26 protein-coding genes and 1 pseudogene are annotated in these 26,124 nt (G+C 68.0%); 14 read left to right on the top strand and 13 right to left on the bottom strand.

The features are described 5' to 3' along the window. The first annotated feature begins 93 nt into the window (after positions 1-93). The 7 genes from H4W80_RS30295 (at position 94) to H4W80_RS61230 (ending at position 7,072) form a co-directional block, all read left to right on the top strand. Positions 94-1,245: an ROK family protein gene (locus H4W80_RS30295; protein WP_192788198.1), complete on the top strand. Its 1,152-nt coding sequence runs from the start codon at positions 94-96 to the stop codon at positions 1,243-1,245. A gap of 62 nt (positions 1,246-1,307) precedes the next feature. Then, on the top strand, positions 1,308-1,718 hold the full coding sequence (locus tag H4W80_RS30290) for a VOC family protein (RefSeq protein WP_192788197.1): 411 nt from the start codon (positions 1,308-1,310) through the stop codon (positions 1,716-1,718). A 210-nt stretch (positions 1,719-1,928) separates the two neighbouring features. Next, on the top strand, positions 1,929-3,626 hold the full coding sequence (locus H4W80_RS61235; protein WP_225963744.1) for a sensor histidine kinase: 1,698 nt from the start codon (positions 1,929-1,931) through the stop codon (positions 3,624-3,626). Then, positions 3,617-4,264 carry a response regulator transcription factor gene (locus H4W80_RS30285; protein ID WP_318787131.1) on the top strand — a complete coding sequence of 216 codons (648 nt, stop codon included), beginning with the start codon at positions 3,617-3,619 and terminating at the stop codon, positions 4,262-4,264. Before H4W80_RS61235 ends, H4W80_RS30285 begins: the two co-directional genes overlap by 10 nt. Before the next feature lie 95 nt (positions 4,265-4,359). Then, complete coding sequence (locus tag H4W80_RS30280; RefSeq protein ID WP_225963743.1) at positions 4,360-5,448, top strand: hypothetical protein; 1,089 nt, start codon at positions 4,360-4,362, stop codon at positions 5,446-5,448. Next, positions 5,445-6,695 (top strand): hypothetical protein, encoded by a 1,251-nt coding sequence (locus H4W80_RS30275; protein WP_192788194.1) that lies wholly within the window; start codon positions 5,445-5,447, stop codon positions 6,693-6,695. The genes H4W80_RS30280 and H4W80_RS30275 overlap by 4 nt, the downstream gene beginning before the upstream one ends. Beyond that, a complete protein-coding gene (locus tag H4W80_RS61230) occupies positions 6,692-7,072 on the top strand; it encodes a hypothetical protein (protein WP_225966531.1) in 381 nt (126 codons plus the stop codon). The genes H4W80_RS30275 and H4W80_RS61230 overlap by 4 nt, the downstream gene beginning before the upstream one ends. 258 nt (positions 7,073-7,330) lie before the next feature. Here the strand turns inward: H4W80_RS61230 and H4W80_RS64930 are convergent. The 4 genes and pseudogenes from H4W80_RS64930 to H4W80_RS30260 form a co-directional block, all read right to left on the bottom strand. Further along, positions 7,331-7,435: pseudogene (locus H4W80_RS64930) on the bottom strand (hypothetical protein); the annotation flags it as partial. A 14-nt stretch (positions 7,436-7,449) separates the two neighbouring features. Beyond that, entirely contained in the window at positions 7,450-7,848 is a 399-nt protein-coding gene (locus H4W80_RS61220) for a hypothetical protein (RefSeq protein WP_225963742.1), read from the bottom strand. Positions 7,849-7,862: 14 nt separating this feature from the next. Continuing rightward, positions 7,863-10,268 carry a DUF4132 domain-containing protein gene (locus H4W80_RS30265; RefSeq protein ID WP_192788193.1) on the bottom strand — a complete coding sequence of 802 codons (2,406 nt, stop codon included), beginning with the start codon at positions 10,266-10,268 and terminating at the stop codon, positions 7,863-7,865. Positions 10,269-10,350: 82 nt separating this feature from the next. Beyond that, positions 10,351-10,743 carry a hypothetical protein gene (locus H4W80_RS30260; RefSeq protein ID WP_192788192.1) on the bottom strand — a complete coding sequence of 131 codons (393 nt, stop codon included), beginning with the start codon at positions 10,741-10,743 and terminating at the stop codon, positions 10,351-10,353. Positions 10,744-10,873: 130 nt separating this feature from the next. Between H4W80_RS30260 and H4W80_RS30255 the strand changes: the two genes are divergently transcribed. The 4 genes from H4W80_RS30255 to H4W80_RS30240 all read left to right on the top strand — a co-directional run bounded on the left by H4W80_RS30255 (position 10,874) and on the right by H4W80_RS30240 (position 12,889). Beyond that, positions 10,874-11,152: a hypothetical protein gene (locus tag H4W80_RS30255; RefSeq protein ID WP_192788191.1), complete on the top strand. Its 279-nt coding sequence runs from the start codon at positions 10,874-10,876 to the stop codon at positions 11,150-11,152. A gap of 13 nt (positions 11,153-11,165) precedes the next feature. After that, a complete protein-coding gene (locus H4W80_RS30250; RefSeq protein ID WP_192788190.1) occupies positions 11,166-11,402 on the top strand; it encodes a DUF4190 domain-containing protein in 237 nt (78 codons plus the stop codon). A 212-nt stretch (positions 11,403-11,614) separates the two neighbouring features. After that, on the top strand, positions 11,615-12,493 hold the full coding sequence (locus tag H4W80_RS30245; protein ID WP_192788189.1) for a phosphorothioated DNA-binding restriction endonuclease: 879 nt from the start codon (positions 11,615-11,617) through the stop codon (positions 12,491-12,493). A gap of 177 nt (positions 12,494-12,670) precedes the next feature. Then, positions 12,671-12,889: an EF-hand domain-containing protein gene (locus tag H4W80_RS30240; protein WP_192788188.1), complete on the top strand. Its 219-nt coding sequence runs from the start codon at positions 12,671-12,673 to the stop codon at positions 12,887-12,889. Between the two features lie 104 nt (positions 12,890-12,993). Here H4W80_RS30240 and prfH read toward each other — a convergent pair whose 3' ends face one another. Together prfH and H4W80_RS30230 are read right to left on the bottom strand one after the other, a co-directional pair. Further along, on the bottom strand, positions 12,994-13,707 hold the full coding sequence (prfH, locus tag H4W80_RS30235) for a peptide chain release factor H (RefSeq protein ID WP_192788187.1): 714 nt from the start codon (positions 13,705-13,707) through the stop codon (positions 12,994-12,996). After that, a complete protein-coding gene (locus H4W80_RS30230) occupies positions 13,704-14,870 on the bottom strand; it encodes an RNA ligase RtcB family protein (protein WP_318787130.1) in 1,167 nt (388 codons plus the stop codon). Before H4W80_RS30230 ends, prfH begins: the two co-directional genes overlap by 4 nt. Positions 14,871-15,124: 254 nt before the next feature. Between H4W80_RS30230 and H4W80_RS30225 the strand changes: the two genes are divergently transcribed. Further along, positions 15,125-16,087, top strand: a complete 963-nt coding sequence (locus H4W80_RS30225; RefSeq protein WP_192788185.1) for an ankyrin repeat domain-containing protein — start codon at positions 15,125-15,127, stop codon at positions 16,085-16,087. Between the two features lie 190 nt (positions 16,088-16,277). Here the strand turns inward: H4W80_RS30225 and H4W80_RS30220 are convergent, their stop codons facing one another. Then, positions 16,278-16,838 (bottom strand): cysteine hydrolase family protein, encoded by a 561-nt coding sequence (locus H4W80_RS30220; protein ID WP_192788184.1) that lies wholly within the window; start codon positions 16,836-16,838, stop codon positions 16,278-16,280. Between the two features lie 585 nt (positions 16,839-17,423). Continuing rightward, complete coding sequence (locus H4W80_RS30210) at positions 17,424-19,085, bottom strand: GmrSD restriction endonuclease domain-containing protein (protein ID WP_192788182.1); 1,662 nt, start codon at positions 19,083-19,085, stop codon at positions 17,424-17,426. Positions 19,086-19,536: 451 nt separating this feature from the next. Between H4W80_RS30210 and H4W80_RS30205 the strand changes: the two genes are divergently transcribed. Next, positions 19,537-19,953, top strand: coding sequence for an NUDIX domain-containing protein (locus H4W80_RS30205; protein ID WP_192788181.1), 417 nt, complete (start codon positions 19,537-19,539; stop codon positions 19,951-19,953). Between the two features lie 558 nt (positions 19,954-20,511). Here the strand turns inward: H4W80_RS30205 and H4W80_RS64675 are convergent. Beyond that, the gene (locus H4W80_RS64675) at positions 20,512-20,826 is read right to left on the bottom strand and encodes a tetratricopeptide repeat protein (RefSeq protein ID WP_225963741.1); all 315 of its coding nucleotides are present in this window, start codon (positions 20,824-20,826) and stop codon (positions 20,512-20,514) included. On the opposite strand from H4W80_RS64675, the gene H4W80_RS30195 reads away from it, so the two are divergent. Then, positions 20,800-21,054: a hypothetical protein gene (locus tag H4W80_RS30195; RefSeq protein WP_192788179.1), complete on the top strand. Its 255-nt coding sequence runs from the start codon at positions 20,800-20,802 to the stop codon at positions 21,052-21,054. The genes H4W80_RS64675 and H4W80_RS30195 overlap by 27 nt on opposite strands. A gap of 327 nt (positions 21,055-21,381) precedes the next feature. On the opposite strand, the gene H4W80_RS61215 is transcribed toward H4W80_RS30195, so the two are convergent. The 4 genes from H4W80_RS61215 to H4W80_RS30175 form a co-directional block, all read right to left on the bottom strand. Then, a complete protein-coding gene (locus H4W80_RS61215; protein ID WP_225963740.1) occupies positions 21,382-22,779 on the bottom strand; it encodes a HEPN domain-containing protein in 1,398 nt (465 codons plus the stop codon). A gap of 484 nt (positions 22,780-23,263) precedes the next feature. Beyond that, the gene (locus H4W80_RS30185; RefSeq protein WP_192788178.1) at positions 23,264-24,136 is read right to left on the bottom strand and encodes a hypothetical protein; all 873 of its coding nucleotides are present in this window, start codon (positions 24,134-24,136) and stop codon (positions 23,264-23,266) included. A gap of 709 nt (positions 24,137-24,845) precedes the next feature. Continuing rightward, positions 24,846-25,124, bottom strand: coding sequence for a helix-turn-helix domain-containing protein (locus tag H4W80_RS30180; RefSeq protein ID WP_192788177.1), 279 nt, complete (start codon positions 25,122-25,124; stop codon positions 24,846-24,848). Next, positions 25,121-25,846 carry a hypothetical protein gene (locus H4W80_RS30175; RefSeq protein ID WP_192788176.1) on the bottom strand — a complete coding sequence of 242 codons (726 nt, stop codon included), beginning with the start codon at positions 25,844-25,846 and terminating at the stop codon, positions 25,121-25,123. The genes H4W80_RS30180 and H4W80_RS30175 overlap by 4 nt, the downstream gene beginning before the upstream one ends. Between the last annotated feature and the right edge of the window lie 278 nt (positions 25,847-26,124).

Below are 26,124 nucleotides of genomic sequence, written 5' to 3'. Positions count from 1 at the left end.
AGCTCCACTCAATAAGCTCGGGGCCGAGTTAATAATTGTGAAACTTAGGCGTCGCGCTCTGTAGTGTCAATGAGATCGAGGTGGAAATATCCGATGATTGCTCGTCGAGTCGTCCCTCGTGGGGATCTGACCCGCGTCGAGATCCTGGCGCTGCTCGGCACCGCGGGCGCCCTGGACCGCCGCCAGATCGCGGCCCGCCTCCGGCTCGGTGACGCGACCGTGCACGAGCACACGCGACGCCTGCTGGCCTGCGGTTACCTGCGCGCTCTCGCCCCGCAGGCCGGTGCCGTGGGCAGGCCCCGGATCCCGCTCCAGGTCGTTCCGGAGGCCGCCGCGACCCTGGGTGTGCGGGTCGCCACCGACCACGTCGTCACCGTCGTCGCGGGCCTGGACGGTCGCGTGATCACATCCGATGTATCACCCTTCGACTGCCATTCCGACCCCATCCCCCAGCTGCTCGCGGTGATCAACCACCGGCTGGCCGACCCCACCATGGGGCCCAGGTTGCGGGCCGTAGGGGTGGTCACTCCGTCCTCTGTCGATTCGGCCACCGGTTACATACGTGTATGTCCCCGATTCGGCTGGAGCGAACTTCCCCTCGGCGAACGGCTGCGCGCCGAACTGCCGATCCCCGTGCTGGTCGACAACGATCTCAGGGCGAGCACCACCGCCGAGCTGCTGTACCGGACGGGCCGCGAGCACGACGACTTCCTGGTGCTCGGCATCGGCGACGGGGTAGGGCTCGGCGCGGTCCTGCAGCGGCGGGTGCACCGCGGCCCGAGCGGGCTGTCCGGCGAGTTCGGCCACACGCCGGTCGCCGCCACCGGGCCGCGCTGCTCCTGCGGCGCCCGGGGCTGCCTGGAGACGCTCACCAACGACGACGGCATCCTGCGCGCCGCCCGCCGCGTCGGCCTCGCCGAGGCGGCCACCACCATCGAGGAGCTCCGCGCGCGATGGGTCCGCGGCGGCGAGCCGGCGCTGGCGGACGTCCTGGCCGGGATCGGCACCGTGCTCGGGCGGGCCGTCGCGGGCGTCGTCAACCTGCTCGGCACGCCCACCATCGCGGTCATCGGCGAGAACCACGTCCTGTGGCCGGGGCTGGAGCCGGGCTTCCTCGCCGCGATGCGGACCAGCCAGGTCACCGCCGCCCACCGCGTTCAGGTGATCGTCCGTCCCTGGGACGACGCCCAGCACGCCCTCGGCGCCGCCGGCCTGGCCCTCGCCGCCCCGGAGACCCTCGCCTGACCACGGCGAACGGTCAGGAATGGAGAAGCGCCGGTCAAGTGGCCGCAACTAGCGTCGTCGCCATGGACTTCACCATTCACCAGACCTTCCTCCCGCACAACGACCCGGAGGCCTCCCTGGCCTTCTACCGCGACAATCTCGGCTTCGAGGTCCGCAAGGACGTCGGCGCCGGCACGATGCGCTGGATCACGGTCGGCCCCGCCGGCCAGCCCGGCACGTCCGTCGTCCTGCACCCGCCGGCCGTCGCGCCCGGCATCACCGAGGAGGAGCGCCGTACCATCCTGGAGATGATGGCGAAGGGCACCTACGCCAGCATGATCGTGGCCACCGCCGACCTCGACGGCGCCTTCGCGCGGCTGCGGGACGGCGGGGCCGAGGTCGTCCAGGAGCCGACCGAGCAGCCGTGGGGCGTCCGCGACTGCGCCTTCCGCGACCCCGCGGGCAACATGATCCGCGTCAACGAGCTGAGGTGACTGTCACCCCTTGAGCCTCCAGGTGGTGCCGGGCACGGGCCAGCCGTTTGCCGCCCCGCACCACGCGCACCCGCCCGGCCTGTTGGTCGGCCCGCTTGGGCACCCGCCCCTCCAGCGCCCCAGGCTGAGCCGGAGTCCGAGCAGTGAACTCCCAGGTGGTCAGACACATCTCGGATGGTTCGCCCGTACAATCCCCATCGGGGGTGGGCGATGGCGACACGTTCCAGGGGCACCACCGCATTACTCGCCGTCGCGGCGGGAGGGGCTTGGCTGCTGGTCGTCAACGCCCTGGGGGCCAGTCCGGGCGCCATCTGGCGGCACGGCCCGATCTTCGTGCTCGGCGCGCTGGCCGGCCTGTCGTTTCTCGCCGCGGGGATCGTGGCCTGGCGGGAGCATCCGCGTAACCAGGTCGGCCCGCTCATGGCCGTGCTCGGGGTCGCCTGGATCCCCCAGCAGGTGCTGTTCTTCCCCGGACAGCAGCTGTGGGCGCTGGCGCTGTGCGGCCTGTGGGCGGGGATGGCCTGCCACCTGTTCCTCGCCTTCCCCACCGGCCGGCTGGACCTGGTGTCGTACAAGGTGGTGACCGGCCTGGCATACGTCCTGTCCCTCGTGTTGCCCACGGCCAAGGCCCTCACGCACGTTCCGATGCCCGTGCCGCTCCGGAATTTCACCGACGCGCTCGACGCCTCGTCCTGGCAGCTGACCGTCCTCATGTCGGGCATGGTGCTCGCTCTCAAGGTCAAGCGCTGGCGTCAGGCCAGCGTGGCGCAGCGCCGGGCGGTCGCGCCGGTCACCGGCGCGTCGATGGTCGCGACGGCCGCCTTCGCCGTGGACCGTCTGGCCGACCTCTTCGGCCGGAACCCGCTGCAGCTCCCCATCGCGCTCGTCATGCTGGTGTCCTTCATGGCGGTCCCGATGGCGTACCTGGTCGGGCTCATGCGCAGCCGGATGGACCACGGCCGCGTGGCCGACCTCGTGGTACGGCTGAGCAGGCGCGAACGACCGGAGAAGCTGCGGGACGAGCTGGCCGCCACCCTGCGCGACCCGGGGCTGACCGTCGGCTACTGGGCGGCCGAGCAGGCCTGGTACGTGGACGCCGACGGCCGCCCGGTCGACCTGAACCCGGGGCCGAGCAGGGTCGTCACCCGCGTCGACCAGGGCGAGGCGCCGCTCGCCGTGCTCGTGCACGACGTCGCCCTCCTCGAACAGCCCCTTCTCGTCGAGGCCGCGTGCGCCGCCGCGGCGCTCGCCCTGGAGAACGAGCGGCTCACCGCTGACCTGCGGGCCCGCCTGCGGCAGCTCGCGGCCTCGCGGCGGCGGATGCTGCAGTGGGGCGAGGCCGAGCGCCGCAGGCTCGAACGCGACCTGCACGACGGCGTGCAGCAGCGGCTGCTGTCGGTGGCGATGACGCTCGGGCTGGCCGAGGCCGGCACCGACCCCGGGCGGGCCGCGCCGCTGATCGGCGAGGCCAAGACGGCGGTGCTGGCCGCGCTGGACGACCTGCGCGCGGTCAGCCACGGCATCCACCCGCCGGTGCTGACCGAGCGCGGCCTGTCGGGCGCGGTCAAGGAGCTGGCCGCGGTCGCCCCCATGACCGTCACCTGCGACCTGGCGCTGGACGAGCCGCTGCCGCAGGCCGTGGAGAGCGCGGCCTACTACATCGTCAACGAGGCCCTGGCCAACGTGACCAAGCACGCCGCCGCGTCGAAGGCATGGATCCGGCTCGCCCAGGTCGGCCGCAGCCTGCTGGTCGAGGTGGGCGACGACGGCGCGGGCGGGGCCGATCCCGCGCTCGGCTCGGGGCTGGCCGGGCTCGCCGACCGCGCCGAGGCCAACGGCGGCAAGCTCACGATCGACAGCCCACCGGGGAAGGGAACCGTGCTGAAGGTGGTCCTGCCGTGCGCGTAGCGATCTGCGAGGACTCCACGCTGTTCCGCGAGGGCCTGGCCCGGCTGCTGACCGAGGCCGGCTTCGCGGTGGCGGCGTGCGTCGAGCACGCCGACGAGCTGCTCGCCCATGTGGCGAAGGACCCGCCCGACGTGGCCCTGCTCGACATCCGGCTGCCGCCCACGCACACCGACGAGGGGCTGCGCGCCGCCGTCACGCTGCGGGAGCGGCATCCGCGGGTGGGGGTGCTGGTGCTGTCGCAGTACGTACGGGTGAGCTACGCGGTCGAGCTGCTCGGCGGCCACACGGAGGGCGTGGGCTACCTGCTGAAGGACCGGGTGTCGGACCTGGCCGAGTTCGCCGCGGCCATCCGCCGGGTGGGGTCGGGCGGGTCCGCGCTCGACCCGGTCGTGGTCGAGCAGCTCGTCGGCCGCCACCGGCAGCCCGGCGACCCGCTGCGCATGCTCACCGAGCGGGAGCGCGCCGTGCTGCGGTTGATGGCCGAGGGCCGCACGAACATGGCGATCGCCGAGCGGCTCGTCATCGCCGAGCGCACCGTGGAGAAGCACTGCACCAGCATCTTCGTCAAGCTCGGCCTGGAGGCGAGCCCGCACGACCACCGGCGGGTGCTCGCGGTGTTGCGCTACCTGAACGCCTGAGGGGTGCGGATAACCGTACCTACCTGTGGGTGCCAGCCGGGTTCCGCTTCCGGCGGCCATCGCGAAGGATCGGATCGACGGGAAGGAGCATGCTCATGGTGGCAGTGGACGCTGGGGTGCGGCGGCTGCTGGCGGATTCCGGGGAAGCGCGCACATGGGTGAGCCCTCGGGCGGACCTGGTCATGGCGTTGCTCGGCGTCTGGTTCGGCGTCGGGCTGATGATCGACGCCTGGGCGCACAGCAACCAGCCTCAGCTGGAGACGTTCTTCACGCCGTGGCACGCGGCGTTCTACTCGGGGTTCGCGGCGGTGTCGGCGTGGATCATCTGGCAGGTCTACCGCAACGTGCGGGCCGGCCGGAGCGGGCCGGCCGCGGTGCCGAACGGGTACCTCGCGGGGTTGCTCGCCATCCCGGGATTCGCCGCGTTCGGGTTCGCCGACATGATGTGGCACACGTTCCTGGGCATCGAGCAGACCATCGACATCCTGTTCAGCCCGTCCCACCTGGGGCTGATCGTGACGATGATGCTCATCATCACGACGCCGCTCCGCTCGGCCTGGAACGCCCCGGACATCGGGGAGCGGCCCCGGCTGTCGCGGCTGCTGCCCGCGCTGATGGGGCTCGGCTTCGGCGCCACGCTCGTGTCGCTGTTCGTGTCGTACGGCAACGCCATGCAGCGGAGCGCCAACGGCATCGTCCGGGACTTCTCCGCCCTGGAGGACGGCGGCGCCGGTATGCTGGGCGCCTCGATGATCATCACGAACATAGTGGTGCTCGCTCCCGTGCTGTTCCTCCTGCGGCGCTGGCAGCTCCCGTTCGGGAGCGTGACCGTGCTGTCCGTGGTGGGCATCCTGATGCCGGGCGCGCAGACGGGCTTCCGCAACCTGCCGATCCTGCTGACGTTCGTCGCCGCCGGGCTGGTCAGCGACCTGCTGATCCGGTGGCTGCGGCCCTCGGGGCAGCGCCGGGCCGCCTACTGGGCCTTCGCCGGCCTGTCGGCGTTCGCCACCTGGTCCCTCTACATCGCGGTCGCCTCCGTGGCCGCCGGGCGGCTGCCCGCCGTACCCGAGCTCTGGACCGGCGCCCCGATCGTGGCCGGTCTGGTGGGCCTGGCCCTCGGCGCCCTGTTCCTCCCGAACGCCATGCCCGCGCAGGCGGGCGAGTCCGGCGCCCGGCGGGCATGATCCGGCTTCTCTTCCTGGTCGGCCTGCTGGTGGTGATGCTGGCGCCGCCGGCGACTGCGCACGACGTCAAGGCGGGGGCGGACCTGCGCATCGCACAGACGATCGCGGGCGCGGAGCTGACCCTCGTGATCAAGGCCACGACCCGGGTGCCGGGGCCGCTGCGCGTCGAGGTGATCGGGTTCCCGTCCGCCCCGACGCTGGACCTGCGGCTCCGGTCGGTGACCGACGGGCGCGTCGTGACCGGCACGGTGTCGCCGGGCCGCCCCGCCCAGCTGCGGGTCGAGGAGACCGGGCCGCACGAGCTGACCGTCGGCGCCGGGGGCGAGAGCGCGGTGATCCCGTTCCGGGTCCTGGTGGACCGGGGTTCGGGGTGGGAGTTCCTGATCTACGGCGGCCTGTTCGTGGCCGGGCTGCTCCTGGTGGGCGGGCTGCTCACCGGCGCGTTCAACCGGCGCGGCCGGTCGGCGTTCGTGGTGACCGCGGTCGCCGCGGCGGGGCTCGCGGTGGCCGCGCTGATCGTGATCCTCGACCCCTGGCTGCCCGCTGGGTCGCCGGCCGGCGCCGAGCCGCGTCCCACGGACTCGGTGCTCGGCCGGCCGTACGTGCAGCGGGTCGTCACCACGGTCCCCGCCGGCCCGGCCGTCGGCGAGGAGTTCGTGACGCGCGTGGAGCTGTTCGACGGGTCCACCGGGCGTCCCGTCGACGACCTCACCATTCACCACGAGGCCATGGCCCACCTGGTGGTCACCAGCGAGGACGGCCGCTACTTCCGCCACGTCCATCCGCTGCGCACCGCGCCCGGCCGCCTGGAGGTACGGCTGCGCGCCGACCGCCCCGGCCGCTATCTCACCTACGTCGAGCTCGAACGCACCGACTCCGGCGGCCAGCTCCTCACCGGCTCTTTCACGGTCACCGGGTCTCCTACGGTCTCGCCCGACCCGGCGATCCAGGACGCCGCCGCCGGGACGGTCACGGTGACGCCCGCCGCACCGCAGGCGGGGCGGGCGGCCACCGTCGAGGTGGCCACCACCGGCACCCCGCGGCCGTGGCTCGGGATGGCGGGCCACCTCATCGTGCGGGGAGCGGACGGCGAATTCCTCGGCCACGTCCACGAGATGGGGACGCCCGGCAACCGACTGCGCTTCACGTTCAGCTTCCCCGCGCCGGGCCGCTACCTCGCCTGGGCGCAGTACGCGACGGACCGCGGCATCACCACCGTGCCCTTCACCGTGGAGGTCCCCCGATGAAGCAGGTCAAGGGCCTGAGGGTGCTGGTGCTCGCCGGGCTCGTGGCGGTCGTGGTGGCGGCGTTCGTCATCGCCCGCACCTCGGGCCCGGACCCGGTGACGACGACGGGCGCCCGTTACGCCGTCACGGTCACGGCCGACCGGAGCGCGGTCGACATCCGGGTGGACAGGGGCGAGGCCGACACGGTCACCGTCGCCGCCGTGATGCCGACCATGGGTCACGCGGTGCCCGAGGTCACCGCCAGGAAGGCCGCCCCCGGCCACTTCGTCGCCGAGGGTGACCTGTTCCGCATGAACGGCGCGTGGGAGCTGTCCATCCGCCTCGCCGGCCGCTCCGGCGAGGAGACCCTCACCCTCAACGCCCTCGTCACCGACTGACCGGCGCCGACTCGGAGGTAGTGGGCCCAGTAGCCCTCCCAGGATCCGTAGCGCTCGGCCGGCACGTCGAGGTCCGGTCTCCCGCCGGCGGGCGCGTCGAGGTCCGGTCCGGAAGGACTCGGCGTCGGCCCGCTCCACCTCCTCGACGGCCCGCCGGGCCAGGCCGGCGCCCTGATCGGTGACCCGCAGCAGGCGGGCACGGCTGTCGGCGGGGTCCGGCTCGCGGACGAGCAGGCCCTTTTCCTCCAGCTTGCGCACGACCTGGGAGGTCATCTTGACGTCGGTGTCGGCGAATGTGGCGACGGCGAGCTGATTGGGCAGCTCGCCCTGCCGGTTCAGCCCCTCGGTGCCGGCCAGCAGCACGAACTGGACGTGCGTCAGATCGAAGGGCGCCAGCGCGGCGGCGATGGCCCGCTGCCAGCGCAACGTGGTCCGCCAGAGCAGCAGTCCGTCCCGGCGGCAGCGATCGGCCCGCACCCCTCGGCCGGCCGGGCGCCCACCTCGGCGTCCATGCCCGCCAGCCCCGCCGCCACCAGCGCGGGGAAGCGCCCGTACGGCCAGGTCCTGTCCTCCGGCAGCAGGAACCCGACCAGCTCGCGAGCCGGCGCGGCCAGTTGCCGCCTGGCGCGCTCGTCGGTCGCGTACCGCCCCGGCGCCGAGCCGGCGACGCCGGTCAGCCCGACGTTCAGCTGGGAGGCGTCGGGCCGGCGCGTGGGGTCGTTCGCGGTCCCGTCGATCAGGTGGAGCAGGCGCTGCGCGAGGGGGGAGAGGCGCATGCCGGTGGGTCCTGTCAGAAATGGATCTGTCGGGTGATGGACGGGTCGGTGATGGCGGCGTCGGCGGCCAGCAGGAACGCCTTGGACAGAATGATCGACAGCATGCCGCCGTCTTCCTCGAAGGGCAGGAAGACCTGGTCGCCGGTGCCGTGGGGGACGATGCACAGGTAGGCGTCGTTGGGCTCCATGAGGATGTTGCCCGAGCCGAGATGGATCTTGTAGGTGCGCAGGTCGCCGCGGACCCGCAGGAACCGGTCTGCCAGTGTGCAGCGGTCCGCGATGGCCAGGCGGGGCAGCAGCCCGGCCAGGGCGTCCCGCCGGACCTGGGCGCTCTCGGTCAGGTCGCCGAAGCTGTAGGACTGCCAGTAGTCCCCGTGTCCCTCGGGGTCCAGGCCGGTGGAGGTGACGCCGACGGCCAGGTCGGCGTCGCGCAGCGCCTCCGACAGGGTGAGCGCCGGAACCTCGACCAGCGGGACCGGCGAGCGGCGGGTGTCGGCCAGGAGGACCGGCGAGGTGCCGGTGTCGGTCGGCGGGACCGGCGAGGTGCCGGAGGGGGAGCGGAAACGAAGGTCGGCGCTGACGCAGATGGAGACCGTGGTGCCGTAGCCGTCGCGTTCGTAGGAGTGCTCGTCCAGGTAGAACTCCCAAGTGGCGGTCAGGCCGCCGGGCAGCTCCTTGGCGGCCTCGCACTGGCCGGACCCTCCGGCCGCGTCCCAGTGGCCCAGCGACATGCCGGTCCAGCCGCGCTCGGTGAGCAGCGCCTTGGCCTGGCCGTACCGGAGCAGATGGCCGGAGAAGCGGCGCGAATGGTCGCGCGTCGCCTCCTCGGCGGGGGTGAGCAGGTAGACCTCGCGGAAGGCCTGCTTGAACGGCTGCCGCAGGCCGATCACGAGCAGGTGGTCCCGCCAGGCGCGGACCTCCTCGGGGGTGTGGGAGATGGGATGCCACAGACGGACCTGGGTCTCCGGGCGGGGCCGGATGCGGCGCCCGGCCGGATCGCTCAGCTCCCACGCTCCAGCCACGTGGACGGGAAGCCCGGCAGAGCCCTGGACGACCTCCCAGATCAGGGTACGGGCGAAGACGCCGGTGACCGGGTGGTCGAGGTAGAACTCGCACACCTCCTGCCAGGACCAGGTCCGCCCGGCCGCCAGCGCGCGTTCGACGCGGAGCCGTTCGGCGGGGACCGTCTTCTTCAGCTCCTTCGCCGTGGCCCTGAATCCGGCCAGCAACTCCCGGTCGACGCTCTTGGGGACGGTCTTGCGGCCGTTGTAGGTGATCGCGCCGGTCACGGCCAGGGTCAGCCCCTGCTCCGTGCGCGTGCCGTCGTGGCCCAGGCCGAAGCTGGGGACAGTGCGTTCGACCAACTGCTCCGGAGACAGCCCGGTCCGTACGGCCGTCTCGTCGAGGATCTGCCTGACCTTGGTCAGGATGCTCTTCCTGCGCACCTTGGCCTGGATGCGGGCGAGCTGGGCGACCACCTCCATGCCCCCGCGCCGGGCCAGCACGCCGAGGGCCGCGTTGGCCACTCGCTCGCTGCGGGAGTTCGGGCCCGATCCGCCCATTCCGATGCCGGTGGCCAGGGCCACGTCACCCAGGAGCCCGGTCACCCACGGCTCGTCGATCAGCTCGCAGGTCCAGATCATCCCGCGCAGGAGCTCGGCGGTGCGCTCGTGAAGATAGGTGACGACCTCGCTGTAGCCGTTGTGCCAGAGCCCCTCGCGGTAAGCGGGCACGCGGCCCAGGATCTCCTGGATCAGCTCGGTGGCGTGGGGTGTGAGCAGCTCGCCCGCGCGTGCCGTCCACTGCGGCGCCGGGGTGACGGTGATCGCGGTGGCCCAGTGTCGCGCGAGCGGGAGGGCATCGGGCTCGCCCAGCCGCTTGCCGTACTCCTCGCGCAGCAGCGCGGCGAAGCCGTCGCACTCGGGCACGAGGGAACGCGTGGCCGCGGCGGGGTCGCCGGCGAGGTGCTCGGCGATGAGACCGTCCAGCAGCCGCCGGATCGTCCAGCCGGCCGAGAGCGGGCCCGCCTCCATCTCCCGCTGCGCCTGCATGAGGAGCGGCAGGAGCGGTTCGCGCTCGCTCGCCGGCAGCTCCTTGATCGAGGACATCGGAATGCGGTAGTCGAGATCCGTCCAGTGCGGCTCCGGCCGGCCGAGCGTGGTCCGCCACAGCAGCTCCCGTTCCCACGCGGACCAGCGCAGCTTGCGCTGGGCCAGCCTGGTGAGCAGCGTCTCGCCGGCGATGCTGCCGTCGGTGGCCCGCGTGAGCAACTGCGCCCACAACGCCGTCGCCCGCCATTCGGCCTCGCCCCACCCGACGGAGAGCTCCTTCAGCGGCGCCTCATCGACGAAGTGGTAGGCCTCCTGGGGACGCAGAGTGGCGTCGAGCCGACGGAACATCTCCAGCTCCGCCTTCCCCAATCCACCTCCACCTTGGCTTTCCCTTCCGTATTCGCCGAGCCAGCCGCGGACGTCGGCCGGGAGGCCGTCGAGGACGCCCACGTCAGCCTCCGACCAGCGGGACGAGCTTGACGAAGGAGACGACGGGGTCGGCGATCAGGTCGATCTCATCGTCCAGATCCAGGATCTGCCGGTCACCGACCAGCAGCAGGAAGCCGTTGCGGCCGAACGCGACCTCGGCGGCGTCGGCCTGCTTCTCCCAGTCCAGCCTGCGCGCGCTCCGCATCCGGTAACCGTTCAGCTCGGCCTCGGCATCGGTCGGTCTGACCAGGCCGCGGAAGTGGTGGGAGGGGGAGGCGTTGTAGCGGGCCACCTCCTCCCGTACGCGCAGCCGTACCAGCTCCCGGGCCGAGATCCGCTCGGGCAGCTCGGGCACGGAGAACTCCTCCAGAGCCCGGCCGGTCGCGCTCTCGTCGCGAAACGTCACTGATGCCATCGGACACCCTGCTTCCATGAAGATCAGGCGGTGCGGCAATCTATAGCAGCGGCGAACGACAGAAACCCCGACGGCGGCGGGCCTCCCGAACAAGACCTGCGCCCTCTTCCCTGAGGGCTGAATCCGTCGCATGGACAGGTCCCTGGGCGGTGCCGCCGAGCCGCACCGCGGTCAACGCTTCGCTGCGGCCCACCCGCTGCGCCTCGGCCTGATCATGGGGCCCGCTTTCGGCGCCCTGATCGGCGTCATCCTGCTCATCAGCGCCATGGCCGGCGTGGGGCGCCCCCTCACCTCGACCGCTCTGCTCCTCTCTCTCGGCCTCTCGGTTTTCGTCGGGGTGTTCTTCGCAGGCCTGGGCTACTTCGAACGCCGGCGTCAGCGCCATTATGGCCACCATCATGAGTCATAGCTTCGGAGCCTCCGTGCCAAAGAACCAGTGGGCCGTTGCCGCCCTGGCCCTTTCGATCCTCGGGCTGGTCACCCTCGCCGTTCCGAGCGTGGCCGGGGTGATACTCGGACACTTAGCCCTCTGGCGGGCGAATCATCTCAACGGAAAGGGGCGGGCCGTTTCCATCACGGCGATGATCCTCGGCTACGTGGGCATCTCCGTTTACGCCACGGTCTTCATCCTGTGGAGCCTCCTCCTGTGGAACTTCTGACCCCAGCCGGCCACCGCAGCCACGGGAACCGGCGGTGGCGTCGGCTGGTCGTCCGAGCGCTGCCCCTTCTACGCTCCCTCCGTGGCAGACATCGGCTATCTGGACGCCCTGCAGATGTGGTTCTCGGGCAACAGGCGGTGGCATACAACCGCGGCCGGCCACAATGAAATACGTCTGCCGAGGCACGGAAGATCGCCCTAAACTGGCCGACCGTGGACTGGATCGAGCGGGTCGCCGAGATCCGGCGCTGGACCAGAGGCGGCGAGCGCGCCCCGCACAAGCCGCTCCTCCTCCTGTACGCCCTGGGCCATTTCCAACGCCACGGCAACCGGCCCATTTCCTTCAGCGCCGCCGAGGCCGAGCTCAAGAAGCTGCTCAAGGAGTACGGCCCGCCCCGCGACACCAGCCCCGGCTACCCCTTCCACCATCTGACGAACGACGGCCTCTGGCTGGTCGACACCCGCCACGGCCCGGGCAGCCCGGGCCCTGAGCTGGGCCGCCTGCGCGACAGCCAGGCCGCCGGCCGCCTCCACCCCGACCTGGCCCGCGCCCTGTCGGAGGAGCCCGGCCTGCTGGGGCGGATCGCCCGCTACCTTCTGGACGCCAACTTCGCCCCATCCCTGCACCCGGACCTGTGCCTGCTGGCCGGCCTCGACCTGGAGCCGGGTGAGGAGCTCAGGACACCGCCGGTGCTGCGCCGCGACCCGGGCTTCCGCGACCGGGTGCTCATGGCGTACGAGTACTGCTGCGCGTTCTGCTCCTACGACGGCTGGCTGGACGGCGCGGCGGTGGGCCTGGACGCGGCACACGTACGCTGGTGGGCCTTCGCCGGACCCGACGACCTGACCAACGGGCTGTGCCTGTGCGCCATCCACCACAAACTGTTCGACAAGGGCGTCCTCGGCCTGACCGTCGATGGGACCATCGCCGTCTCCGCCAGGTTCGTGGGCCGGTCACAGGCCTCCCGCGACATGGTCCTCTCCCTCGCCGGCCGCCCCGCCCGAAGCCCCCAGCCCGGCCTGGACGCGGTGGAGCCCGATCACATCAGCTGGCACAGCCGCCAGGTCTTCCGCACCCCGGCCCGCAGCTGACGCCACCCCAGGCAGCCACGGCCGGAGCCCAGCGTCCCGGAACGCCGTGATCCGCCCCGGCAGCCCACCCACCTATCACGGCCGATCTGCGCCGGTTTCCTCGCGTGCCGACACAAGCTCATGCTTCGATGTTGCTTTGCCGGTACATCGCATGAATCGCACGATGAGAGGTCACCCATGCCGGATCTCGACGACCCGACCGCCACGTTCCAGGAGTTCGACCGCGACGGGGACGGATACATCACGCGCGAGGAGTTCGCGCTCGCCCTGAACGCGCGCGGCGAGGAGGTCACCTCCGCCGAGCTCGACTCGATCTTCAAGGTCTCGGACGAGCACGACGGGGACGTGGACGGGCGCATCTCGTTGGCGGAGTTCCTGGTGGCCTGGAACAAGTGACGACGGCACCCCGTCGCCCTTCGGCTATGAGGTGACGAGGTGATCCATGAACCGGTGTACCGGATGGGCGTGCGGATCTCCATGCACGCGTCGCCCTGACGACCTCACATCGCTGGACGCGATCCCCTTTTCGCGGTGGGCGCGGTCGGGGTGGATTGCCGCCGTCGCCGGCGCTGCTGCGCCTGTGGAGCCAGGTTCTGCTCAGACGTTTCCGGGCGTTCGATGCGAGTGGGGTTGCCGCGTACGAGCTCATCATGGACGCGCCAGCGGGCAGCGGTGACAGCGCGCCCCGCCGCCTCGTCGCCGTGCTCGATGCGCTGTCGCAGCAGCCGCATGGCGATGCGGCGGTTGAGGCTGAACTGCCGCTCGGTGTCGACCACGACGACGATCCCCGTCGGCCGGTGGGTCGCCCGTACGGCCGTGCTGGCCTTGTTGCGATGTTGACCGCCGGGGCCGCCGGTGCGGCAGGCGACGACGTCGACGTCCGCTTCCGCGAAGGTCGTGCGCGGGGCGTCGACCTGGCACGGCTCCGCGATGACGTACCAGTTCTTCCGGCCGGTGCCGGCCCGGTAAGGGCTGGGGGCCTGCCAGCAGAGGGTTCCGGTCCACGAGGCGGCGAATGCCTCGGCGCCGTCGCCTGCGATGCGGACGAGGACCGATCGATAGGTGCCGGGCCGGTCACCGGGAACAGTCTGGGTTCGCCGGGTCTCCAGCTTCTGCCGGGCGGCGTCGGCCTCCAGGCGGTGCAGCAGTTGCGCCAGCGCCCAGGCACATTCCTGCGGGCCGCGCCCGGCCGACAGCAGCAGGTCGACGCTCACGGCCGCCCCCGCTTGCGGCGCTGCTCCCGGCGGTCCCTCTGGGGCGCCGACCCGAGGTCGGGCGTCTTGTACGTGACCAGAGGGATCGTGGTGGCCACGGGCGTGGCCAGGTCATGGTCGACGAGGTCGGCGATCACTTGCTCGATGCGCTTGTACGCCGTCGGCGCCTCCTCGAAGAGCAGCTGCCGGTCCCCGCACACCACCAGCGACCCCATCGGAGTACGGCGCAGCTCCTCGACCGTGTGCTTGGCCCGCCCCCGGCGCAGGGCGTCCGCACGCGACATCTTCCGGCCCGCGCCGTGCGCAACGGAATGGCCGGCCTCCGGTCCGGCGTGGCCGGCCACGAGGTAGGAAGGGGTGCCTCGCGTACCGGCGATGAGCACGTCCCGGCCGTCACCCGGCGCCGCCCCCTTGCGGTGCAAATAGATCCCGTCGCGGACCTCGACCAGGTTGTGGCACTGGTCGACGATCGGCTCGGCGGGCTCGAACCCCAGGGCATGGGCGACCCGGGCGGCCAGCAGCCTTCGATTGAGTGAACCCCAGCGTACGGCGTCGTCATGCATCGCCAGATAGGCGTCGGGATCAGGGGCGGGGCCCGCGCCATGGGCCTCGGTGTGCGCCCGCAGGATCCGTTCGCCCAGCCCGCGGGAACCACTGTGGACGATGAGAACCAGGTCGTCGGCGGCGAGTCCAAGCCGGCTCGCGTGACCGGGCTCGAAGACGGTCCCGATCCGCGCCAGCTCGACGAAGTGGTTGCCCCGGCCGACCGTACCGAGGCCCTCGACGTACCCAGCGGGAATATCGCCCTTCACCACGGCCCAGGCCGGGTCGTCGGCATCCTGCTCAGGGTGCAGCGCGCGATCGAGGTCGGGGAACCGGGCGGCCAGCTTCTCGGGTACGGCGCGCTTGAGCTTGACGGGGAACACGGCGATGCCGCAACCGATGTCGGAGCCCACCAGGAACGGGTACAGGATGGTCGACGCCATGGCGGCGCCGATGGGGGCGCCCTTGCCGGGGTGCAGGTCCGGCATGGCGGCGACGTGCATCATGCCGTCGAGGGCGGCCACCTGGTGGCACTGCGCGACGGCATCGGACTCGATCCAGCTGGTGGGGGAGGCGAACACGGTGACGCTGGCCGACCCCGTGGCCAGGGTGGACGGCACCGGAAACTGTTGCTGAGACAAAGACGCTCTCTTCGCTGAACAGGGTGTGGGCGGGCGGCATCACGGCGCGAGTCGGCGCCGTGGCATCTCGAATAGCGGGGTGCGTCCGTCAGAGCATCATGGACACCACATTCCCCTGAGCCCGCCGGCCGAGGCAAGCGGTTTTCGGCCGGCGGGCACGCCCCGGAATTGTCCTTGCCCTCCGCCATGATGGCCCCGCTCGTATCCGCTCACGTGATCTCGAAGGAGCCGTCATGACCGCGAAAGAAACTGCCGGATGGTCCGATTTCGGGTGGAGTTCCTGGCAGGACCTCGCTCTCGTCCGCGCCAGGCTCGACGCGGGCGCCGACCCGAACGATGGGGTGTACTCCTTCGAGCCGCCGCTGCACGCCGCGGCGCACCGCGGCTCGCCGGAGGTGGTCGCCGAGCTGGCCGGCCGGGTCGATGACGTCGACGCCGAGTGCGAGGGCCGCACCGCGCTCTGGGAGGCGGTCTTCAACGACCGGCCCGAGAACGTCCGCGTCCTGGTCGCCGCCGGAGCGGACCCATGGCGGCCGATGATGGGCGGCTGGTCGCCCGGCCGGCTGAGCCTGGCGGGCCCCACACCCGGCCTGTTCTTCCCGTTCCCGCCGGGTCATGTCGGCCTGTCCGAGGCCGAGGCCGCCGCCGTGGCGGAGGCTGAACGCCTGACCGGCGCGCTGACTGGCTTCGGGTGGGACGGTTACAGCCTGGCATGTGTACGCGGCATCACCGCCTCCGAGGCGGCACGGCGCTTGGCCGCCGAACCCGCAGACGAGGAAGATCTGGAAGAGATCATGGAAGACCCGGAAGACGACGAGGCCATGCGGCTCATCGGCTTATCCGACGTGCCAGGCGGCTGCGTCGTCAGCCAGCAGTGGGCGTACATGGCCTCCACCCCCGGCGTCATGAAGACACTGTCGGCGGGCACGGTCGCCTACGGCATGTACGCCAACCCCAAGAGCGGCAACCAGGGTTACGTCTACCGCGACGGCAAGGTCGTGGCCGGGGATACCCACCCGGGCGGCGGCGACGTGTCCTCCGGCGATTCGGCCGAGGAGATTCTGCTCAAATACCTGTACCAGGGCCACGCCGAGGCCTATTGCTTCGCCGGCGCGGGCCTGCGCCCGGCTGACGGCCACGCGATCTCCCACCCGGACACGTACCTGCGACTGCCCGAACGGGACTACTGGAGCTGACCGTCGCCGCGGGTCTTGCTCCCCGACCGGCGGCGTGACGAGGTGGCCGCGGTCGAGCAGCAGTCCAGCGGCGCCGCTGTGGCGAGCAACAACGTAACGGCGAGTGGCGGTAACAGGCCGAAGCCGGCTGCGTCAGTGCCACTGGCCTTTTGGAGCACGCCGTCTCATCGCGGGCATTGCTGACGGCGGGTCACAGGCGGGCGGTCCACTCGTGGCCTGTGAGGACGTCAGCACCCCTGGCCGGGAAGACGCGGTTGATCAGGAAGTCGTGTACGTCCGGTTCCCCGTCGGCGCAGGCGTCGCTGAGCACGGTCACGTGGTAGTCGCGGTCGGAGGCGTCGTAGAGGGTAGCGGCGATCATCGCCCCGGTCGCGACACCGGTCAGCACGATCGAGTCGACCTGCTGGGCGCGCAGGAGCCGATCGAGGTCGGTCGCCGCGAAGGCGCTGGCGCGGCGCTTGAGAACGACGGCCTCGCCAGGCAACGGCGCGATGCGCGGGTGCACGAGCGTCTCGGGGGATTCTTCGTGAAACAGCGTCCCCGCTCCGTGCAGGCCTCTGATCAACTGGTTTCCCGCCGCCACATCAAGGCCTGAGGCCCGGAGCCCGAAACGGATGAAGATCACCGGGATTCCGGCGGCTCTGGCCGCGGGGAGAACCTTTTCCACGACGGGGAGCACGCCGGCGGCGAAGGGGTAGTTGTCCACGATGCCCGCCTGCAGGTCGCCGACGATGAGCGCAGTGGTGGTCATACGGTCTCCTTCTCTGTACGACGCGCCATCGGTCACCATCCACGGTCGTATCGTTGGCGCTGTTGTCGTCGATCTAGCACGACGATAGTGGGACAAATTCCCGTAAGGGCCGTCGGCCGCGGCGCTCGCCCGTACATCTGTCGCTTGAGCATCTTGATGCGGTTGACGTGTCCCTCGACCGGGCCGGAGCTGTAGGGCATAGTCAGGCCCGCGCGGGCTGCGTCGAGATTGCGGCGCAGGCCCTGTGATGAAGGAGCGCAGTTCGGCAGGTCGTCGGCCTCGGCTGTGGCCATCCAGCGTTCAAGGGGATGACCCTGCCAGCTGACCATCATCTCGGCGAAGGCGCGGACATGGTTGCAGAGACTGGCCAGGGGTGGGCCGGGCGGTGGTGAGTGCGTTCAGGTGTCGCTACTCGTCAGCGGTGAGGGTGGCGGGGTTGCGCAGGGGTGAACGGCGAAGCCATGACAGGAAGCTTGGCGCGCTGGTCAGCAGGCTAACCATCGGCTAGGGCTCGACTGAGTCAAGAGCGGGTGGGGTCTGCGGAGGGCTTCGCTACGTCGAATGTGTGAGAGGCTGTCGCTTCGGTCAATCGTCACCTGGTTCAGGGCCTGCGTAGAGATCGGCGTCGTCTTCTTGTACCTCATCCTGCTCTCGCTGGGATGCGCCTGGTCGGTAGGGCGGCAGGCCGAGCATGTCATTCAGGACGTGGACCAGAAGCTGACGCCGGGCATCCAGGAACTGGGGCAAGTTCTCGACCTTGCGAAGTTCGGGGTCTTCGGGGATCCACTGCTCGGCAAGGCGATCGGGTGCGATCTCTGGCATGTACTCCTCTGGCGCCTTCGAGCTGATGTACTTGTTGCTCTCGGCTGAGATGAAGGCCAGATTGGCAATGCTGTTCCACTCCTCTTTGGAGTACGCGTTCTGCACTTGCGCTTTGGGGAACACATGGTGGTACTCAATCGAGGATGAGGAGGTCAGGGGCTGGTCGATGATCTTCAGGTTCGTCTTCCAGTCGCGCACGCCTGTTCGGAGTGCGGCGATATAGAGCAGGTTAAAGAAGGCGTTGCTGGCGTACTTCTTCTCCAGGTCCTTGGGGTGCACCGGACTATCTATGGATCGTTGGCCGGATGCCCGGCGGATGAGCTCGTTGAAAAGTTCCGCTCCGTCGCGGGTGTCGATGAGTCGGGCCTCGGCATCGAGCTTGGTCTCGACCTGCAGGGAGTAGTGGCTGAAGGCCATCGCGGTGAAGATCCAACGGCGCAGCGTCGCTGCGTCGCCCGGCGCCAGCTTGTTCTTCCTGCGGTAGAGCAGATAAGCAGGCACGATCACGGCATTCGGTGAGGTCAGGATCTTTGCCCGGGGGATGCCACACTCGCCTCGCAGGAAATCGATGGCCCATGCCAAGGCCGTTTCGGTCCTGCTCCACGCGCTCTTGAGCGCGTCACCGTCGATCTCCTTATGGAGGAGCTGTATGTGTCGTGCACCCTTGCCCGCCAGTAGGCTCATCAGCCGGAGGACCGCCTCGCGGTCCAGCGCAAACTGGTTGTCCTGGAGCTTGTGGTGGAAGGCATCCATAATGTTTAGGCCCTCGGCCCAGCGAGCTGCGATCGCGCTGTAGACCAGGTCACCCTTGGAGAGCCTGCGACCGCCCTTATTGACCCTGGCGAAGATGTCGGCGACTTCTTCGTAGTCATCGGAATCATGGGTGATCACATGGATGATGTGGTCCCTGACCCCGTGTAGGCGCTTCAAGCGCTGGTAGTACTCCTCGAAGGTCGGATGTCCAGGTTCGACACCTGCTGTCTTGAGGATGGTGAACATTTGAGCGTTGTCCTGTAGGACGTCGGTGACGGGGATAAGCAGTGGGTCCTTCTTCTGTACGGCGTTGGGATTGATGAACTCTTCGTTCTCGATGTCGAACCGGACGTCGATACCCTTGCCGTCGGTCTTGGAACTGGGCTGATACACCCACGCCAAGGAGGTCAACCGCTGCTGTCCGTCTAGGAGATAGAGCGGCTTGTGCTTCGCTTCTGCGGTTTGCAAGACTCCCGCCTTGCGGAACGGTGGCTCCAGGGCGGTCTTCCAGAGCAGTAGCGCGCCGACCGGATAGCCGCGGTAGAGAGAGTCCAAGAGATCACGAACGTCGGTCCGGGCCCATACGTAATCGCGCTGTATGGAGGGGATGACGGTTTGTCCGGACAGCAGATCTTTGACCTGATCGATGATCTTCTCGTTGCTCAGCCCCACCGTCGGCTCCTTATGTTGCACCGGGTCAGCTGCTACTACTACCAAAAGCCTGCCTGCTGATCACCAAGCGTAATCAAATCGGAGCTAGATTGCACAGCTTCAGTGTCGTCCAGCGAACGATCAAGGATCTTAGCCTCCAAGCCGCGAGGTCTGGAACCCCGCTTGCCCGATAACGTTGGGAATGATGATCGCTGATGAGGGGATCCGGCTGGGAACACCAGATCCCTTCATTCCGAGTGAGAACTTGGCCATCCATAGCTGTCCGCAGATGCCTCGCCATGCTGGTCGCGGGCTTCTATCACGCGACCTGGCTTTGTTCGTGAGTTTGGGCGCCACCCCTCGGCGGGGGCGGGAGACGTCTGTCGTCGGTCAACACACCGCTCACGCACGGTGACGGATGTCGGAGGCGGGATGCGCCTTGCCTGCGGCAGCCGCATGGTCAGAATGGGCGATGACGATCTCCGCTGACGACTCCGGTCGGGTCCGGATTGTGACGGCCGTTCTTCGCGACGGCGATCGGGTGTTGCTGTGTCATCGAAACGCCGGACGCCGTTGGTATCCCGACGTGTGGGACCTGCCGGGCGGTCATGTTGAGGAGGGGGAGGATCCGAAGGAGAGCCTTGTCCGCGAGCTTCGGGAGGAGTCGGGAATCACGGCGTCGGAGCCGTCCAGCCCGCCGATGCATGAGATCCGGACCGCGACGTTCGACATGCAGATCTGGTTGGTCGACAGGTGGACCGGAACACCCGTCAACGCCACGCCGGACGAGCACGACGCTGTGGCGTGGTTTGAGACGTCCGACCTTGACAGTCTGCGTCGCGCCCATAAGTCGTATCTCTCGATGCTCACCGCCGTGCTCGTCACGTGACATCGCTCCGGAAGCCAGGGGTGCGCGCTCATCGGCAGATCCGCGCCCTCGCGCCCGGCTCGGTTCATGATTGATTGCACGGAGGGTGAACGGGCTCCGGAGCTACCGTCGGCGCCACCGGCGGGCAAGGTCCACAAGTGGTGACGGTTCTCACGGACATCTCGGCACGCGGCACCAGCCACGTGGCGCCGAAAGTCGCGAGCATCTGGCGCCCAATCTCGCGAACGAAGCCACGCGATCCCAGTCCACCGGCCTCCAGTATCGTCCAGAGTTGTTGTTGCATCCGCGTTAGCAAGATCGGCCAGCGTAGAATACTGCCGCTGGCTCGGCTGTCACTTAAGCCATGGTCATCCGATGGCAGGACCCGACGAAGGAGGGGCCTAGCGGCGATCGCCCCGACCACGTACGGCGTATGCCGAAGTCCGCGATCGTCACGGCATCAGCCAGCCGATACCCGAATTGGGAGAGCTGGGGCGTTCCCATGATCAGCCTCGGGGAAGCCTTATTAGATATTCTTAATTGAGGTGACTAGCAACAAAGCATCTCGAGTGTTGAGTGCTAAACGACGCCATGACAGCGCTGTACCTTCCTCCCCGAGCCGCAGAAACAAAGCGCATTGCGACCGATATCCCCAAAACCGTCACGAACCTTCATATCGAACTCGCATCCTCGCTGTTTCTTAACCCATTGAATAAGATCCAGGGCCCTTAGAGTTTTGGGGTGTTCTTCTCCCAAGGTTCTGCGGCGTATCTCCCAGACAGCTCGGCCCTCGCGCTCAGTCTCCTCGAACCGTCCCAAATCCCCCAGTACGGTCACAAGGTTGCCGCGGCTAGTCAAAGTATTGGGGTGTTTCTCACCAAAGATTTGGGCCATGGCCAAATAGACGGCACCAGTACGGGCGCCACGCGGCCGCTGTATGCCGACTTCCTGACCGAGACAGGCCACGACGCGGCTGCGGCCGTCTACCGGCAGGCGGGCGAGCAATGGTCACAGGTGGCCGCAGCCGCGGCCGGCCGGGCGTCTTTCGTCGAGATCATCGAACTGGTGGAACAGGTGATACGAGTCGAAGAGCGGGGCGCCCGAGCGCTGGAACAAGCGTAGGCGGCCGAACGAGACGGGACAGGGCAGGCGCATGTGGGTCGCCACACCGGATCGCCGGCTGACGCCATCAAGAAGCCGCAGGTCAGGCACCAACTCCAAACACCGAGCCCCGGAACGTCTGAGCAGGCCACGTAGTTCTCGGCACCCACCATGCCCGCCGGGGAAGCTTGACCTGCGGCACGTTCGTGAGCTCCGGTCACCCGGGAGACGGCAGCGGGCACGGCAGGATGACCCGGTGTATTCCTTCGCCTGGGCTGGTACCAGCTGGAAGCCATGTTGATCTTGCCGGAGAGTCGATCAGGTGAGGTGCCGGTTGCGGTGAAGGCCTCAGGTGACCGATTCCCGTAGCTTGCTTGGATGCGCATCCGGATATACATCCGGCCGCCACTCGTGGACGTTCCTCAGGAAGAACCCGTATTCCTGACTCTCCGCGAACCTCCGGCGCAGAAGGTCAGGATGAAGGCCGGCCTGGCCCAGGAGCAGAGCGCGTAGTACCCAGCGCAACGACAACGCGACGGTGAGGTATCGATCTACATCGCCGTCCTCCAGCCACCCAGGGTTTATTTGGTGTGCGAAGTCATTGCGGGCTCCGTAGACGAGGGTCTTCCACTTGTTCGAGCGGCCGGTGACCCCCGGCACGAGCGCTTCGGCGTCAAGCGCCAGTTGATTGAGCCTTTGTCCGTAGCCGGGTTCATGCATATGGCCGAGGAACCCCTTGACGGCCTCGGCGGCGGACTTGTCGACCTTCTTGACCGCCTCGGCTGCTGCCTCGCGGATCTGAGCCGCGAGCTCAGGGGAGAAACGCTGCGCGTCGGGGAAGAGCCGCCGGTGTAGCCCTTCGGAGACCGTGCTGAGGATCAGAACCTGGGTCTCCAGGGGAAGCGAGGCTGTGAGGACACTCGCCACTCCCGCAGGAAGGGGACCGAGGGTTTCGACACGGTCCAACCACGCCCCGATCACGGCAGGCGACAGGTCAGTGAGAGGCAGCAGGGGCTGCGACGGGAGGGCGAGGTCGTCACCGTGCTGGGAAGGACTGTGGACAGGCCACCAGGGCGCTTGGGAATGCTCCTGAACAGCGAACTCCATCACAGTTACGGGGCGTGCGGTGGCAAGCTGAAGCAGGGTGACGAGTGGCTGCAGGTATGTGCGCTCCAGGATGTGCATCCCGACTGGCGGCAGATTCGTCAGCACGAGCTGAGGCTCACCGGAGAAGTCCTCCCAAAACAGCTGGCCACCATTGCCGAGCTGCACGGGGGCGCTTGCCGTATCGGCTGCACGGGTGAGCGTCTGCAGGCGGACTCGAAGTCCTTCGAAGTGGTGATTGACGTTGTCCAGATGCGCTCCGACAACCGCGAAGATCCCCTCGAAACGCTGCTTCTGTTTCTCGCGCGTCAGCCCTCCGGCCCATTTCATGGACCGCGCTTCCAGGAGGGTGATCGGGATATCGTCCTCAAGCTCTCCATGGATCACGACGATCCCGGGATCTGTGGACTCCGACTTGGCGGCGACCGAACCGTCGCCGGCGACCTGTATGGTGACAATTCCCGGAACGCCATAGAGGGAAGGCGACACCGTGAGCGAGGGTGAAGCCTGCTTAGCGAGCTCGAGGTGTCCTGGGGAGCGGACGGACGGATCGGTGGCCCTCCAGAACGTGCCGGCGATACTGCTGCCGCACGCATCTGTGCTGGACGTCACAGGTGTGATCACCTCTGAGAATTCGTTCATGATACGGAGCCCTTCCAACCTGACGCTGCGCTCGGGACCGACCCGACCGGCTAGTTGAGATGGCGGAACGCCTGCGGTCGGGCAGCAGTCGACCGAGATCCGATGTCCAGGCCGGGTGTCCTGGACGCTGTCTTGCCCCTCCATCATTCCGCTGTTCATTCGCGCCCTGGCCTTGCATCTGAAGACCACTGCCAGGAAGTGTGCAGACGCAGATACACCGCACCGGCCCATGGCGTGCGCCGGATCCTGTGCCAGGCAATGGGCCGATTTGCGTGCGATCCACAGACGCTTGGCCGGTGGCGGGCTGTGCCCGCAGAAGACACACCGGCTGCCGTCGGCCAAGGCACTGCTGCTGCGCGACGGGGGCGGCGATGTGGGTCTTTCCGGCACCGGGCAGGCCAAGCAGCGCGGCGTTGGCCTCGACAAAGGCTAAGGCGGCCAGGTCGCGGACGTGGTGGGGATCCAGTTCGGGCTGGTGGAGAAATCAAATACCCAGGCCATCTACCTGGCCGTCCTCGAGATCATCGGCAACAACGATATTCCGGTGGGAGAGCAATCTCCCGACCATGATCTGAAGGGTTGCCGCACGCAGCCCCACCGCCTCCCGACTTGGCCGTGGCACCTTGCCGTGAACCAAATGACTCCGCAGGGTGTAGCAGTTCTTGAAGAATTCGGCTGGGCTTTCGCCAGAGAACTGCTGATCACCGAGCCGAGAAGCCAGGGATTGACCAGCCTGTCCGATCGACTGTTTACGAAGCCTCCTCAAGGAGCCGATGAGAGAGTCTCTCTCCCGGACCGGAAGATCTGCGCGCTTGGCCTGGTCGATGAGATGATCCACAAGAGCAACTTCAGCGTCTGATCGGTCGTCCGGCTTGATGAGAGTTTCAACGGCCATCATCAGCATCAGGAAGCGAGCATCGACGGATGCCTCGGAGAAGGAGGACGCGAAAAGACTATGGGCGACAAGTTGTGCATCGTCGAGAACCAGATCGCTTCTGTCCACGAGGGTCAGCGCCTGGGTGACAACGTCTTGGACAGGGCGACTCAGCACAGCCCTGACCGGCATGGCAGTCACGAACAAGGGCGTTGGTTCACTGGGAAACACCAGTATTCCGTGGACATCATCCAGCACTTGCCGAAGCTGACCAGGAACGTGCTCCTGGAGGATGCGGCGACCACTATCGGCTAGCTGCCCCTGTGGTGCTCGCGTACCAAAGTCGGCACCAATATTGAGCTTGGCGAAGGACAGCATGAGTGCGGCGCGCCACTGCCGCGCGGCGGCCTCGGCCGCCGCGATGGAGATATAATTCCTGCCGCGAACTATGAGGAAGGAACTGTCAACCGCCCATCGCTCCATCGTGACACGGTTCCCGGGATCCATTTGAATGCACGAGTCGGCCTCGACTCCCGTCACCTGGGACGTATTTCCAACACGAAAGCGAATTCGAAAGTCAAACCACCCCTCAGCGGTCGCTCCGGGCTCGTTCGATACCTGAGTCAACAATAGACTCCTCTACAGAGGTCGATCATGGGAAAAACAAGTCACAGCCCAGTCGGGGAGCTATGGACCAGTAAACCTGGTCCTGGGCTCAGCTCATCAATCTGCCTGAGAGGATGCTCGCCGACTGCAACCACGCCCTCAGTCACTGTTTGATACAGGCGGTTCTGCGATTAGTCGAGGGCGAGTGCCTGCCGGGAGCAATCGGTGCACACCAGGTACCAACAAGGCGCGCACCGGGTCACGGCGCGGATGCAGTTCCGCCTCACACCCCCGACACTACACCCTTCCTGTGAACCTTCTCAAAAGGCCACTTAGCCGTGGTCGCAATCAGCGGCCCAGTCAATCCAAAGGCAGGATTATCCGTTCTCGACCGTTACGCATCCTCCGAACTTCGCTTCAGAGTGATTAATCGCCAGAAACACATGTACGCGGCGGCGTGGGTTGGTGTGCTTACAGAAGCTGGACGCACCACCGGGTGTGTCGCTTGGCCGTCACACTGCTCGGCCCACCCTTTATTGGGCGTTCAAGCTCTTTCCTGAGCGGTGGGAGGTCGAATCGGCCACGGCTATTCGTCCTCCTCCATCTCCTGGGAAGCGTACTTGACGCCTCCCTCCAAGTCCGCTTCGTAGATCGGGATCTGTTCAATGCCGAGGGCCTTGAGCAGGAATGCCGTGGGGATGCGGTAGTGGGTGCCGACCTGGATGACATGGCACGGAAAGTTGCCCGAGTGGATTAGTCGGTATGCGGTACTAGAACAGATTCCCAGAGCTCTCGCGGCAGTGCCCAGGTCGACAACCAGAGGGAGGTAGAATGCCTCAGCGAAGGTCATCGGTGTCCCGATCATCGAGGGGCTCCCGTCGAGCGCAGGGACAGGGTACCGATGAGGCGCCTCTTGGTAGGGCGCCGAGCGCAATCAAGAATGTCCGTCAACCCGAGGCGCTGGGCCAGCACCCCAAGACGGACTCCTTCGATTTGTGAAGGGGTGGCGGCTAAGTGGATCGGGGCGGAGCGCTCGCCGATATGCCCGGGTGGAGCTGTCTTCGACTCCCATCTGCCGCCGGGGAACCGATTCAGACCTTTCGGAGGAGCGAATACGAAGAGATCTTTCACGGGAGTTTCCCGGCTGCCGGAACGAGCCTCGGACCAAGCCCTGCTCGACACAGATTTGAGAACCTTCTCGCCTGCACCTGGTAGATCTGCGTCGATGGTCGTCAAGCCCTCCAGAAGAGTGGTGGCCATCTCGGCTTCGAGATCCTCATGGCTCACGCGCAGCCGGATGGAGATCATGGAGAGGGTCCGGCGCATCCAAGGCTCCGCCAGCCATAGGGCGAACAGCCGTCCCGTCTCGTTTGTCGGCCCTTCTCGCTGTGCTGCATGGATTGCCTCCCGCCAGATTGCGTCGCGTAGAGTCGTGTCCCTGCCAGAGACGCATACCGCGTCACGGGCCTGGCGTGCGGTCAGTCGGACGAGGCCGTTACCCGTATCGATCAACAGTCCGTCGTGTGCTCCTGATTCGATCCGCTCGTTGACGATGCGGGACAGGGCGCCCCATCGGTGATTCGCCATCAGTGCTCCTTCACCGCATAGGGCAACCGCGTCGTTCACTCGGGGATCGCCCTATACGAGGATGGGCCGAGACCACTGGTCAGCCCAAATTCTCTGGTGTTGGGGATAGTTTCCAGAGTGTGCTCACGCGCTTCAGCACTGCGAGTGCAGAAGACATGTGATCTGGCTCTCACCGGATGTACTTCTGGTAACTCGCAGTTGAAGCGCCACGGTTGCACTGGATGCAGGTTGTCCCTGGCGGCCGGGTTGATCGTACACAGTCGATGCCTAGGCCGATC

The organism is Nonomuraea angiospora, from assembly GCF_014873145.1.
Lineage (GTDB): Bacteria > Actinomycetota > Actinomycetes > Streptosporangiales > Streptosporangiaceae > Nonomuraea > Nonomuraea angiospora.
The sequence above is the reverse complement of the archived record's forward strand: the minus strand, read 5'-3'. Positions and strand labels throughout refer to the sequence as shown.

What these genes read in the sequence shown, in the direction of transcription:
- H4W80_RS30180 (WP_192788177.1), bottom strand. Translation starts at nt 25,124, where the DNA reads ATGATCGGGACACCGATGACCTTCGCTGAGGCATTCTACCTCCCTCTG.
- H4W80_RS30185 (WP_192788178.1), bottom strand. Translation starts at nt 24,136, where the DNA reads ATGGAGCGATGGGCGGTTGACAGTTCCTTCCTCATAGTTCGCGGCAGG.
- H4W80_RS61230 (WP_225966531.1), top strand. Translation starts at nt 6,692, where the DNA reads ATGAAGCAGGTCAAGGGCCTGAGGGTGCTGGTGCTCGCCGGGCTCGTG.
- H4W80_RS30240 (WP_192788188.1), top strand. Translation starts at nt 12,671, where the DNA reads ATGCCGGATCTCGACGACCCGACCGCCACGTTCCAGGAGTTCGACCGC.
- H4W80_RS30295 (WP_192788198.1), top strand. Translation starts at nt 94, where the DNA reads ATGATTGCTCGTCGAGTCGTCCCTCGTGGGGATCTGACCCGCGTCGAG.
- H4W80_RS30220 (WP_192788184.1), bottom strand. Translation starts at nt 16,838, where the DNA reads ATGACCACCACTGCGCTCATCGTCGGCGACCTGCAGGCGGGCATCGTG.
- H4W80_RS61220 (WP_225963742.1), bottom strand. Translation starts at nt 7,848, where the DNA reads ATGCGCCTCTCCCCCCTCGCGCAGCGCCTGCTCCACCTGATCGACGGG.
- H4W80_RS30290 (WP_192788197.1), top strand. Translation starts at nt 1,308, where the DNA reads ATGGACTTCACCATTCACCAGACCTTCCTCCCGCACAACGACCCGGAG.
- H4W80_RS30280 (WP_225963743.1), top strand. Translation starts at nt 4,360, where the DNA reads ATGGTGGCAGTGGACGCTGGGGTGCGGCGGCTGCTGGCGGATTCCGGG.
- H4W80_RS61215 (WP_225963740.1), bottom strand. Translation starts at nt 22,779, where the DNA reads ATGAACGAATTCTCAGAGGTGATCACACCTGTGACGTCCAGCACAGAT.
- H4W80_RS64675 (WP_225963741.1), bottom strand. Translation starts at nt 20,826, where the DNA reads ATGGCCCAAATCTTTGGTGAGAAACACCCCAATACTTTGACTAGCCGC.
- H4W80_RS30255 (WP_192788191.1), top strand. Translation starts at nt 10,874, where the DNA reads ATGGACAGGTCCCTGGGCGGTGCCGCCGAGCCGCACCGCGGTCAACGC.
- H4W80_RS30175 (WP_192788176.1), bottom strand. Translation starts at nt 25,846, where the DNA reads ATGGCGAATCACCGATGGGGCGCCCTGTCCCGCATCGTCAACGAGCGG.
- H4W80_RS30225 (WP_192788185.1), top strand. Translation starts at nt 15,125, where the DNA reads ATGACCGCGAAAGAAACTGCCGGATGGTCCGATTTCGGGTGGAGTTCC.
- H4W80_RS30205 (WP_192788181.1), top strand. Translation starts at nt 19,537, where the DNA reads ATGACGATCTCCGCTGACGACTCCGGTCGGGTCCGGATTGTGACGGCC.
- H4W80_RS30260 (WP_192788192.1), bottom strand. Translation starts at nt 10,743, where the DNA reads ATGGCATCAGTGACGTTTCGCGACGAGAGCGCGACCGGCCGGGCTCTG.
- H4W80_RS30275 (WP_192788194.1), top strand. Translation starts at nt 5,445, where the DNA reads ATGATCCGGCTTCTCTTCCTGGTCGGCCTGCTGGTGGTGATGCTGGCG.
- H4W80_RS61235 (WP_225963744.1), top strand. Translation starts at nt 1,929, where the DNA reads ATGGCGACACGTTCCAGGGGCACCACCGCATTACTCGCCGTCGCGGCG.